This window comes from Streptomyces sp. DF42 (genome assembly GCF_058267695.1).
Genome location: NZ_CM177859.1, coordinates 114,929 through 127,056 on the forward strand (window position 1 = coordinate 114,929; position 12,128 = coordinate 127,056).

Genomic DNA, 12,128 nt, shown 5'->3' on the forward strand with positions numbered 1-12,128 from the left:
GTGTCCTAAAGCTCCAGAAGGGCATGTACGGTCGTGGCGGTGTCGGGGCCGACCTGTAGTCGTCGGCCGAAGCCGTGCAACGCGGCCGCACCGGACGCCGACAGCCGCGACCAGGCCGTTCGGGCGGCGGCGTCGTCGGCCAGGACGCGCCGGTACCGGATGGTGGCCAGACCGCGGGCGACCAGTTCGGGCGAGCCGCTGGCGCCGTAGCGCGCGTTGAGGCGTTCGAAGGCCGGATCGACGGCGGGCGACAGGACGGTGCGTGCCGCGTGCCAGGCGAGGGCATCGATCCACGATTCCCACCTCGCTGGTCCGGCCGTGAAGCGGACGACATTCCCGAACCACTGATGGACGAGTTCGTGGACCACATAGAGGAAACGGCCCGTCAGCGAGCGCTCCAGCGTGTCGCTCTCGAGGCAGACGATCCCCGGGAAGGAGACACCGAGGGGACGCAGCCCTTCGACGGCGATGACGTCCACGTGGTCCCACGGCAGTGGTCCGAACTCGCCGAGGAGCCATGACCAGATGGCGGTGAGGTGAGTGTCGACGGACCCGCCCACCCGGACTACGCCGTCGGAGCCGGCGGTGCCGAAGGGGACGAACCGGGAGTCCGCGGTGGCGATCGCGACCGACTCGCCGACGCGAAGGTCCGGGAGGGCGGCAGGGCCGCGCAGATTGGTGAACGACCAGTGCTCGGCGCGCATCGCGCAGGGCACGGAGAGGACGGCGTCCATCGGCGGCACGTGCGGTTCGACCGCCGGACCGGCCGCGGGCCCTGCTCCCGGTTCGGCCGCCGGACCAGCCCCGCGCGCTGGTTCGGCCGACCCGAATGTGGGCGGAGCCGTCGGTGCGAATCCCGCACCGCCGAGGATGGTTCCGGTGCCGTCCAGCCGCAGACGTGCGGCCCCGAATGTCTCCGACCCCAGCACGGACCATGCGGGAGCGTCAGGTGAGAACTCGATCGAGGCTGAGACGCCGTCCATCCTGTCCCTCCAACCGCAGTCGCAGCCGGCTCGGCAACATCCTGTCGGTGTGCCAGCCGGCCTGGATCTCCCCGCCCAGTAGCTCGTTGTCGCCGTAGCCCAGATGGACCGATCCCAGGGCTTTCTCCGCGAGCGCTGTCTGCTCGATCCAGGGCGCCCTGGAATTGAGGCCGATGCCGATCTCGACCGGCGGTGCTCCGTCCACGCACCACTCCGCGGTGGCCAGGGCCGGGGTGCAGGCGAGCCAGACCTCACCGAACGGGAGCTGCAACACGGGGTGGTCACGTCGTGCCGAGGTCCAGTCCGACCGCACCTGCCACGGCACCTCGGCCCGAAGCACCGGCGAACCGGTCTCCGTGTCCACGACTTCCACGGCACGCGCCTTCTCCAGCGCGGAGATCAGGCGATCCGCTCTCGAACGCATCGCCTGGAACTCCTCGCTCAGGGCTCCCAGGTACACCTCGCGGATCGCGTGCCGCAGCGTCCGGTCCCGCACCCCGTGAGGAAAGTCGACGAAGACGAGCCTCGTGCCAAAGGCCAGCAGTTCCCTGATGACGTCACTGCCTCCGGTCGCGACGCCGGACGCGTTGAAGGGGTCGTGGTACAGGAGCACGCCCTTCGCGTCCCGTGGCGGATCCCAGCGCTGGTCGTCGTCCGCGAGTGCCTGACGGCTCACCGGAAAGCCGAGCGTGCCGAGCTGTGCCGACACCTCATCCCACAGCACGTCGGTACCTCGCGCGACGAGGGCGACATCTCGTACGTCCGTTCCCGCCGCCAGTTCGGCCACCGCAGCGGCTATGTGGCGGGCGGCGATCACCACGGGGGCGGGGCGCGACGCGCCCGGTCCCTCCATGGGTGGGTCCTGGGCCGCGGTGGCTGTGGCCGTCATCAGGTCCCTTCCGTCAGGACCAGGCGCGTCATCTCCCGCATGAAGCCGCAGCGATCCTGGTTGAGGCGTCCCTTCCACAGGATTCGCTCAAGACTGCAGGGGCCGCCGCACATCTGGCTCGCGATGCATCCGTCGCAGTCGGGGATCGAGTCATGGCCGCGATGCCACTTCAGCCCGGATGCCTGCGGATCGGAGCCCCTGGGGATCTCGACGCGCAGATCACGGTGATGCACCAGACACCGCGACCTGCGGCCGTCGGCGCTGACGTACACCGGCCAGGCACCCGGGCCTTCGGACGCGTCGAAGACGTGGCTGTCGACGCAGTTGTCGTGCTGAGGCTTGCCGGAGGCGAGATGGGACGGCAGATAGGTGCCCGGTCCGTGGAAGTCGACGCCCTTTTCCAGGCAGTACGTCCAGATCTCGAACACGATACGGGCGAGTTCGGACCCGCCGGTCTCCCACCCGCCGATCACCGGCTGCGGCGAGTTCAGGCCGATCACCTCCGGGGAGAGGCCCGACTCCTCCACGAAGTAACGCACCGTCGCGGGCAGCGAGTTCATGTTCTCGGCCGTGGCGGTCATGAGGATCGCGCTCTGCCCGCCGGCCTCGACCCAGGTGCGCAGTCCGGCTGCGGCCTTGTCGTAAGTGCCGCGGCCGTTCTTGAACACCCGCTGGGAGTCGTTCTGTTCGGGCGGACCGTCGAAGCTGAACGTGAGATCGAAGTCGCGCTCCACCATCCACTGTGCGCGTGACGGCGTGACCAGAGTGCCGTTGGTCGTGATGGTCTGGCGGAAGCCGGAGATGGTCCCGTCCGCCTGCGCTGCTTCGAGCATGCCGTTCGCCTTGAGGATGAGCGGCCACTCCATCAGCGGCTCACCGCCGAAGTACTGGACCGTCACCTGGTCGCCCTCGGCCTGGTCGATGAACCAGCGCATCGTCTCGCGCAGGAGTTCCGTCGACATACGTGGCTGGTCATCGGGATACAGCGTCTGCTGGAAGCAATAGGTACACGCCATATTGCAGCGTTCGGTCAGTGCAATGCGCAGCGTCCGGTAATGTCCGCCGCCTTGCTTGTACTGCCGACGTCGCCGCAGGTTGAGACGGGCCACGGCGGTACCCGGGACATCCTCGGCCGGAGTGACGAGCAATCGGGAGTCGACGAAGTCCTGGACAAATGACGTGAGCGGCAAGGGCACCTCGCGCGGCGCCCCAAAGCCGTCCAGCGTGTCGTACTCCTCGGGGGTGAGCTGAAATGCCTTGAGAGTAAGGCTGTTGAAAGCCAAAACTCCTTGGCTTCGACCAGGAAGAAAGTGCACGTACCTGCTGCGCTGAAGTTCCAACTCAAATCCTGTTTCTACGAGTCGAGGGGGTGGGTGCCCGCCCGCTTGGCCGGGCACCCACGTACAACATCTGTCGAACAGGACGCCGCAGACGCTTAGGCCGCAGCACCCTCGAGCTGCTGCTCGGCGTCGGCCGCGAGCCCGCTGCGGACCTCGGCGAGCGCTGCGGCCAGCTCGGCCTCGAACGCGAACTCGGGGTCAGTGGTGCCCTCGTCCGGGATGAAGCCGCTCTTGCTGGAACGGGCGCAGACGTCGCTGCGTCCGTCGAGCTGCACACGGAACTGCTGCATGATTCTTCCTCTCTGTTGCACGGAAAGCCGAATGGCTGGAAAGCGCCCCAGAACCCCGGGATATCAACTCCGGTTGATCCGACCGAGCGGCCAGCCGGTATCGGCGACTGCGACGGAACCTGGCCGGAATTCGCCCCGCCCGCCCGACGTTTGCGGCGCAGCGTCACAAATGGCGAGCATCGGCGGCACGGCAGCGCAACTCGCGACGAAATACTGAGACAAGGCGGTCCCCGAGTCCGTTGTTAGGATTCCCGCATGAACGAGCACCCTCCGTCACGTGCAAGCTTCTTCGCGGATCAACCTCGGGGCCAGCAGTTGACCTCTGCCGTGAACGGCAATGCCGAATCCGGCACGGGGGCGAATCGGGACATGAAGGGTCAAATGGCGGAGCGCCTGGCGGACGAGGAGATCAACGTCTACCGACTGATGGCGCAGAGGGACTCGATACACCTGGACCGGCATGTACTCGCGGAGGCAGCGGACATGACGGTCGATCAGTTCGGTGACTGCCTGGACCGTCTCGTTCGCGCGGGACTCGTGTACGTGGACGACGCCACGAACACCTTCGTCGTCGCGAACCCGACAAGCGCCGGCGAAAAGCTGGTCCGCCCGCTGGAGTGGGATCTACTGCGGGAACAGGCCGGTCTCGACAGGCGGCGTCAGGACATCACGGCACTCAGAGGTACGTTCAACGATCTGGCGGGGACCTACCACGAGGCCCATCTCTCCCACAGCGAGTGCGGTATCCAGGTCGTCCGGTCCGGCGCTGCCGTGCGTGCTCTCCTGGAGCGCATGATCGGCGAATGCGGAGAGGAAGTCGCCGCGTGCCAGCCGGGCGGCCCCCGTCCGCCGGAGGTTCTCGACGACGCACTGCCCAGGGACATCGCGATGCTGGAACGAGGCGTTCGCCTCTATTCGCTGTACCAGCACGCGTCACGGTTCGACGGCCCCACGATCGAGTACGCGACGAAGGCCATGCGCGCCGGCGCGGAGATCCGCACGGCGACCACCCTGCCACCTCGCATGATCATGGTGGACCGCCGCACCGCGTTGCTCACTCATCGGTCCGGCGACGCCGCAGCCGTGATCGTGCAGGAACCTTCGATCGTCAGCTACCTGTACGAGGTGTTCAGCCGCGCCTGGGAAGGTGCGTCTCCGTTCACCACCGCGAAGGCGCCCGACCAGACGGAGACATGGAACGGGACTCAGCACCTGCTTCTGCAACTGCTCGGTGACGGCCTCACCGTGGCGGCGATCTCCAAACGGCTGGGCATCGCGGAGCGCACGTGTCAGGGGTATCTGACCAGGCTGTTCAACGACCTGGGAGTCTCGGACCGGTTCCAGGCGGGGGTGGTGGCACACGCGCGCGGGCTGGTCGATCCGGCCCGGGTGACGGCGTCGCCGAAGAAGTCGAACCGGCAGACCTGACGATGTTTCCGGCCCTTTGAGCGCCCTGCCTGGCGCAGACCTACCGAGCAGCCCTCAGGATCCATGATCGACCAGTGTCTGCGGCAAGGCTGCCAGGGCCCCCTCCTGGGAGCCCGACGTCTCGGTAGTTGAACACCGTTTTGCGGGTACCCGAACGGCACGAGCAGTCCCAGCTGTTGGAGGCCACAATGATCGCTCTCGGTGTAATCCTTCTAATCGTCGGCTTTCTCACCGGCGTTTCGATCCTGTGGACCATCGGGGTCATTCTTCTGGTGATCGGCGCACTCCTGTGGGTCATGGGATCCATGGGTCACGCCGTCGCCGGGCGTCGACACTACTGGTGAGGCCGGTATCTGGTCGGCCACCGTGCCGACCAGATGGCCTGCGCCGATCTGGTCGGGTCAACCAGCCCGGACAGGCTGCTCTTGTTGTCCGGGCCGGATGACGTCGTTGGCGCGGTCGGTCAGGGCAGGATCTCGACGTACCCGCCGGTTCCGTGCACGCGGATCCGCTGCCCGTCCCGGATCAGGCGGGTGGCCTGCTCCACCCCTACGACGGCCGGCAAGCCGTACTCACGGGCGATCACCGCGCCATGGGTCATCAGGCCGCCCACCTCCGTCACCAGGCCCGCGATTCCCACGAACAACGGCGACCAACTGGGGTCCGTGAAGGTGGTGACCAGGATGTCGCCCGCTTCGAGATCGGCGTCCGCCATGTCAAGGATGACGCGGGCCCTGCCCTCGATGGTCCCGGCGGAAACCGGTAGCCCGATCAGGGCACCGGCCGGCACGTCGTCGCGCCGGTACGCCCCGGTGACGGCCTCACCGTCCGAGGTGAGAACCCGGGGCGGGGTGAGCGCGCGGTACGACCGGAACTCGTCCTTGCGCTGCTGGATGAGCCGGCCATCCACCTGGTTCGAGCGCACGACGTCGTGGAGTTCCTGGAACGTGAGGTAGAAGATGTCCTCCTTCTCAGGAAGCACGTTGTCCTGCACGAGGCGCTCGGCCTCTTCCAGCAGGGCCTGCTTGTAGACGAAGTAGCGGCTGATGATGCCGTACTTCGGGTACTCCCGGTACCCGATGAAGGTTCGGACCCGGTCGATCATCCGCTTGGTCCCGTCCGCTTTCCGGTCCCCGTCCGGCAGGGCCCGCAAGCGCGACAGCACGTCCTGTTCCTTCTTCTGGGCCTTTTGCCGACCCTGCTCGAAACGCCGCTCGGCGGCGCCCGGTTCGAAGTTCCTGACGTTGTCGAGGATCACGGGCACGAGGGTGGTGGGGCGCTCACGCCAACGCGGTCGCGTGATGTCGATCTCGCCGACACAGCGCATGCCGTACCGGTCGAGGTAGGCCTCGATGGCTTCGCGCGCTTCCGCCCCGCCCGCGAGCTTGGCCAACTCGTCCAGGAAGCCCTCGTCCTCGACGCCCTGCAGGAACTCGACCACCTCCGGATACGGGCGGATCACGTCCGCGACGTCGAGCAGCGCCAGTCCCATCTCCGAGGTGACGTTGTCGGGCGCCGACAGCGTGAGCGTGTCGGCCACGTTCTTCTCGCCCAGCCACTCCTGCAGCTTGTCGTTGAGCCACCACGTGGCGTCCATCCCCGCCATGATCGCCTGAATGCTGAGCGGATCACCGAGGACCCGCTTGTGCTCCTCGACGGCCTCCAGCAGGAAGTCGAACAGCGCCGGTCCCCTCTTGGTCCGGATGTCGCGCTCCAGCGAGGCGATGGACACCTGGCTGCGCTCGATCAGCTCGGTGACGATCGCCGGATCGGTCTCGATCGGGGCAGGCGCCTTGCCGCCCGGCGGCCGGCCGGGACCCGCGTCCGGGAGCGACGGGACGAAATCGCCGCTGCCGAGGACGGTCTCCAGAGCGTCCCTGATCAGTGGATCGCCTTTCCCCATGACGTCCAGGAGGCCGGCGCGGCTCGCGGGCGAGGCCAGGCGCCGGGTGACGTCGACGAACAACCTCCCGCCGGCCTCGTGCATCGGCACCATGGCCGTCAGCCGCCACACGGAGAGCCCCAGGGGCTTCATGGCGTCGGTCATCATCTGCCCGTGGCCGACGGAGACGTAGACGTGATTCTCCTGGTCGCCGCTGTCCGGGATGGGGAACAGCGTCGTGATCGGCCGGCTCTGGACGACGTGGAAGCCATCGTCCACCAGGCACCATTCGATGTCCTGCGGGCGGCCGAAGTGCGCTTCGATCCGACGCCCGAGCCGCACGAGCTGAACGGCCTGCGCATCCGTCAGCGCCGCCTGTTCCTGCTGCTGCGAGTCGATGGCCACTGTCTGTGTGCCACCTGTCGGCAGGGCGTGAACGGCACTCCGTTTGGCGGCGATCGTCTTCGCGACGACTTCGCCGTGTCGCACCGTGAAGACGTCCGGGTTCACCAGACCGGAGACCAGGGCCTCGCCGAGGCCGAAGCCGGCGTCCACGGTGGCGACCGTTCGGTTGCCCGTGACGGGGTCGGCCGTGAACAGGACGCCGGCCGCGTGCGGGAAGACCATCTGCTGCACGACCACAGCCATGAGGACCGTACGGTGGTCGATGCCGTTCCGCCGGCGGTAGGTCACGGCCCGCTCGGTGAACAGCGAGGCCCAGCACCGGCTGACGTGCTGAAGAACCGCCGCCGGCCCCACGACGTTCAGGTACGTGTCCTGCTGTCCGGCAAATGAGGCCGTCGGCAGGTCCTCTGCCGTCGCGCTGGACCGGACGGCGTAGGCGGCTTGCTCGCCGAACCGGGCGTGTGCGCGGGTGATCGCCGCCGCGACATCGCCCGGGATGACGGTTTCCTCGACGGCCCGGCGAATCTGCGCGCTGAGCATGCGGATCGTCTCCCCGTCGTCCGGGTTCAGACGCGACAGCTGATCGAGCAGATCCCCGATCGACGGCGCTTGCGCCATGACCCGTCGGAAGGCGTCCGTGGTCACGCAGAAGCCACCCGGCACGCGGATGCCGTCGATCCGCGTCAGCCCGCCCAGGTGCGCGCCCTTGCCGCCGACGACGGCAACCTGCGTCTCGTCAACCTCTTGGAGATCCAACACGTACTGCTCGATCATCGCGATACCTCCCGGGCAGTCGTGCTCCGATGCAGTGCACGGGCCGAACGAATCTCCGGCATCTCCGGTTCTGCCGACTCTCCTGCCGTGCACATCCTCACCTCTGGCTGCCTTCCCTCCGACGATCGGGCAGGGCGCTCCCCCGCCCCGAACGCCCGTAACCGCACTGCCAGTCCCTCCACTGGTTCGTCGCCGCCTGGCCCGTACATCACACGCACGTAGTGCTCCCGTTTCTGCAGGTTGTGGCCTCGGCCGACGATTCTGCGCCCCGACCGGGGCCTTGCCGCAAGCCCCCCGGTGCGCTATAGCTTGAGACAGGCAAGGAGAGGTCTCCTTGCCTTTTGGCTTTTTGCCGTCCGCGGGAATGACAGACTTTCGCCCCTCACACCGGCCGGCGCCGACGCCCGGCTGACGCCACCGGAGCCACAACCCGATCCGCACCCGATCGCCCGTAGCGGTGGTGAACACAACTCGCAGCGGACTCCGCGACGCAGGGTGTGTGCCCGTTACTGTCTGCTCCTGTTCCTGATCCTTTGCTCACCTTTGCCCCTTCGGGGAAGACGGCGTGTGTGCTATCCAGGAGGTGTGCGGTAGGGATCTCGGGGCTCCATCGCACGGACTCGGGAATGCCTCTCCGGCGCGCGCCGGAGTCAGCGAGCTGAGTGAGCTGCATGGACCCCACACCCTCCTCTTCGCCTGCTTCACCGTTCGACATGGTCAGCGGTGCCCTGGCGGACTACATCCCCCGGGCCGGGACCACGGCCGCCACGGGTCCCGTCGCTTCGCAGAGCGACAACCCTGCCGGTCGGCCCGAAGGCGACAGCCGGGAGGCCGGAGGTCAGGAACAGATCCTCGGGGCGGTCACCCTCGACCGGGATCTGAGGATCACCAGCTGCAATCTGGACGCCGCTCCGTTCACCGGGGTGAGCGTCAAGCCGGGGGCCGCCTTCACCGAACTGCTGCCACCCGGGGACGTGCCGACGGTCACGCAGCGGCTGCGGAACGTTGTCGAGACGCGCGAGGCGCACGTCGCCCGGGTCCAGCGCTTGCGGCGGGACGACGGCACGGAGCTGGTGGTCTCGATGAGCATCCTGCCGGCCGCAGCTCCACAGAACGGTCTGACGGTCTCCCTGATCGCCATGGCCAGACGGCTGCACCTGTACGCTTCCGCGACCGCGATCGGGACGTCGTTGGACATCGGCGAGACCGCGCAGTCCCTGGCCCAGTCCCTGCTGGCGTGGGGGGACGTGGCGGCCGTCGACCTCGACTTCGCCGTCTGGACGGGGGAAGCCGTCACCGAGCAGGCGCACGAGCGCATCCGGCTGCGGCGGGCGGCCCTGGTGCCGGAGCGGGCCTGGCCCGAGGGATATCTGACGTGCGGGGACAACCTTCCCCGCGAGGCGAGCCGTCTGCTGGTCGGTGCGGTCACGCGCGACGACGTGCCGCAGGCCATCGTGATTCCCGACCGTGAGGCGATCGAGCGGGTACTCGGCGATCCCCGGCTGGTGCGCGCTTTGGTACCCGGCAACCTGCCGGCGAGTGTGGCCTGCATACCGCTGGTCGTGGAGGGACCCGAAGGCACATCGGGGCCCATCGTGCTGGGCGTGACGGAAGTCTGGCGGCGGCCGGAGCGTCCCTTCCGCGACAGCGAACTGCTCGACCTGCAAGAACTCGTGGCCAAAACCGCCCGTCACGTGGACCTGGCCCGCCAGCATCAGCGCGAGCACGCCCAGGTCCTGGCACTCCAGCGCCGGCTGCTGCCGCGGGCCGGCAGCGACACCATCGAGGTCGCCAGCGTCTATCTCCCCACCACCCCTGACAGTGCGGGCGTCGGCGGAGACTGGGTGAACAGCTTTCCGCTGCCGGGCGACCGGACCGCGCTGGTGGTCGGCGACGTCGTGGGGCATGGCCTGGGGGCCGCGGCGGCCATGGGCCAGCTGAGCATGGAGGCCCGCGCGCTGTTGTCAGCGGGGCTGGGCCCCGGAGAGGTGCTGGAGCGTCTGGACGAGACGGTCACGCTCCTGGACGACACGGACGCGGGCCTGGCGGCCGGCTACAGCGCGCTGGGCTCGACGTGCTGCATCGCGGTCTACGATCCCGTCGACCACCGGGTCGTGATGTCCAACGCCGGCCACCTGCCTCCCGTCCTCGTCCGTCCCGATGGGTCCGCCACAACCATCACCGGGCAGCCGCACCCGGGCCTGGGAGCTGAGTTCGCCGTACGGGAGCCGTTCGACGTGCAGGAGTTCGCCGCGCCACCCGGCTCGCTCCTCGCCCTCTACACCGATGGCCTGGTGGAAGACCCGGTGGCCTCCCTCGACGAGGGCATCGGCAGGCTCACAGACGTGGTGCGTGAGGTGCATCCCTGGGACGATCTGCAGCAGACCGCGCGCCGCGTGGTCGCCGATCTGGCCCCGCAGGGACGCCTGCGCGACGACGTGACCCTGCTGCTCGCCCGTATGACCGGCCGTCGCGGCCGGGACACCGCGACCTGGCAGCTGGCCGCCGGCGACGACGCCCCCGCCCGCGCCCGCACCCTGGTCTCTGCTGCCCTGCGGCGATGGCACACCAGCGATCAGGCCCGGGACAGTGCGCTGCTGGTGATCAGCGAACTGGTCACCAACGCCGTCCTGTTCAGCTCCGGGCCGGTCACGGTGCGGCTGGTAAGGGCCGGGAGCCGCCTCATATGCGAGGTCGGCGACACCGGCAATGGCCGACCGCGCCTGCGCCGAAGCCAGGTACTCGACGACAGCGGACGCGGCCTGCAGGTCATCCACAAACTCACCGCACGCTGGGGGGTGCGGTGGACCAACGGCGGCAAAGCCGTCTGGGCGGAACTGGACCTGTGATGCCCGGGGATGTGGAGAACGTTCGTCCTCGTCGCCGCTGAGGGAGCGGGTGTCAAAGCCACTCCCCCTCCAGGGCCGTGGCTGTCAGCCCGGGCGCGGCCGCGTACAGCACGGTGCGGCTGCTTGTTTTCTGGCCGGCGTCGTGCGCGCGTCGCAGTATGTCGAGTACGGCCGCGCCACCGCGGTTGCCGGTGGTGTAGCCGGCCCGGCTGTAGGCCAGGAGTCCCGCGGGCCACCCGTCGGGCATCGTCTGTTCCATGTACTCCAGCACCCGGGTCCCACCGGGATGGGCGAGCAGCAGATCGGGATGCCACGCGTGTCCGTCGTCCTGGTGGCGCGCGCTCAGCCACTTCCACATCGCGGCGACCGTCTCCTGAACGGCGCGCGGCCCCCGGCGGTCCATGACGAAATGTGTGCCGTCGGCGCGAGTGTCCAGCCAGTGCAGGTCTGCGGTGTTGGGCAGGGTGTGGTGCCAGGCCGCGTCCAGACGCAGGATCGACTCCGGCCCGGGGCGTCCGGTGACCACTGCCGCAACGGCGGTGTCCGCGAACAGCAACCGGACAATGAGGGATTCCAGCGTGTCGTCGGCGGGCTGGTAGGTGGTGCTCAGCGCCTCCGATATCACCACCAGCACCACACGCTCGGGGTCCACGGCGACCAGGTCGGCCGCCAGCGCCAAGGATCGGGTTCCGGCGATGCAGGCCCACTGGCTGGCCGGCAGCAGCAGTACGTCGTTACGCAGCCGGAGGCGGTTGAACAACGAGAGGTCCAGCCCCGGCAGGGCGGGGGTGGTGGAGTGACTGGTGATCAGACAGTCCACGTCTGCGGCGTGCAGCCCGGCGATCTCGAGAGCTTCGCGGGCTGCGCGCTCTCCGTACGTCTGCACGGCCGCCCAGGCCGGCGCGGTGCGCTCCTGGATGGTCTGGGGCGCTGGTATCCCCTCCAGCGCGGCGATCGCCCGGTCCACTTCCCGGTCGCTGAACCCACCGCGGGCCAGAGCTTCACGGGCCGGACCGGGGCCCGGAGTTCGCAAGCCGCTCTCCCTGCTGGGCGCGGCGGCTGCCTCCAAGGGCAGCATCCATCCACGGGAGGCGATTCCCGTGCTCTCGGCTATGCCGTCAATCCGCGCCAGCCATGGGGCCTGCGGATGTCGACTACGCACTTCGGCCAGGATGTCGCCGGTTTTCACAGCTTGTTCGCCGTGTACTACGGCGGGAGGACACAGATAGGCGCCCACAGTACGCCCCTTTCTCTGCGGACCTTGACGGCGCAAAGTGGCCGTAACTTG

Annotated in this window: 9 protein-coding genes; 3 read left to right on the top strand and 6 right to left on the bottom strand. The window is 68.5% G+C overall.

What is annotated here, in order from left to right; translation table 11 throughout:
* Positions 1-5: 5 nt before the first annotated feature.
* The 4 genes from ACYUED_RS00600 to ACYUED_RS00615 form a co-directional block, all read right to left on the bottom strand.
* Positions 6-983, bottom strand: a complete 978-nt coding sequence (locus tag ACYUED_RS00600) for a hypothetical protein (RefSeq protein WP_491290361.1) — start codon at positions 981-983, stop codon at positions 6-8.
* Entirely contained in the window at positions 946-1,872 is a 927-nt protein-coding gene (locus ACYUED_RS00605; RefSeq protein ID WP_491290362.1) for a hypothetical protein, read from the bottom strand. The genes ACYUED_RS00600 and ACYUED_RS00605 overlap by 38 nt, the downstream gene beginning before the upstream one ends.
* Positions 1,872-3,155 carry a radical SAM protein gene (locus ACYUED_RS00610; RefSeq protein ID WP_491290363.1) on the bottom strand — a complete coding sequence of 428 codons (1,284 nt, stop codon included), beginning with the start codon at positions 3,153-3,155 and terminating at the stop codon, positions 1,872-1,874. The genes ACYUED_RS00605 and ACYUED_RS00610 overlap by 1 nt, the downstream gene beginning before the upstream one ends.
* Before the next feature lie 152 nt (positions 3,156-3,307).
* Complete coding sequence (locus tag ACYUED_RS00615; protein WP_491290364.1) at positions 3,308-3,502, bottom strand: hypothetical protein; 195 nt, start codon at positions 3,500-3,502, stop codon at positions 3,308-3,310.
* A gap of 381 nt (positions 3,503-3,883) precedes the next feature.
* On the opposite strand from ACYUED_RS00615, the gene ACYUED_RS00620 reads away from it, so the two are divergent.
* On the top strand, positions 3,884-4,930 hold the full coding sequence (locus tag ACYUED_RS00620; protein ID WP_491290365.1) for a LuxR C-terminal-related transcriptional regulator: 1,047 nt from the start codon (positions 3,884-3,886) through the stop codon (positions 4,928-4,930).
* A gap of 188 nt (positions 4,931-5,118) precedes the next feature.
* Complete coding sequence (locus ACYUED_RS00625) at positions 5,119-5,274, top strand: DUF6131 family protein (RefSeq protein WP_491290366.1); 156 nt, start codon at positions 5,119-5,121, stop codon at positions 5,272-5,274.
* A 119-nt stretch (positions 5,275-5,393) separates the two neighbouring features.
* On the opposite strand, the gene rph is transcribed toward ACYUED_RS00625, so the two are convergent.
* Positions 5,394-7,991 (bottom strand): rifamycin-inactivating phosphotransferase, encoded by a 2,598-nt coding sequence (gene rph, locus ACYUED_RS00630; RefSeq protein ID WP_491290367.1) that lies wholly within the window; start codon positions 7,989-7,991, stop codon positions 5,394-5,396.
* A 671-nt stretch (positions 7,992-8,662) separates the two neighbouring features.
* Between rph and ACYUED_RS00635 the strand changes: the two genes are divergently transcribed.
* Complete coding sequence (locus tag ACYUED_RS00635; RefSeq protein ID WP_491290368.1) at positions 8,663-10,840, top strand: ATP-binding SpoIIE family protein phosphatase; 2,178 nt, start codon at positions 8,663-8,665, stop codon at positions 10,838-10,840.
* Between the two features lie 52 nt (positions 10,841-10,892).
* Here ACYUED_RS00635 and ACYUED_RS00640 read toward each other — a convergent pair whose 3' ends face one another.
* Complete coding sequence (locus ACYUED_RS00640) at positions 10,893-12,077, bottom strand: beta-ketoacyl-[acyl-carrier-protein] synthase family protein (protein ID WP_491290369.1); 1,185 nt, start codon at positions 12,075-12,077, stop codon at positions 10,893-10,895.
* Between the last annotated feature and the right edge of the window lie 51 nt (positions 12,078-12,128).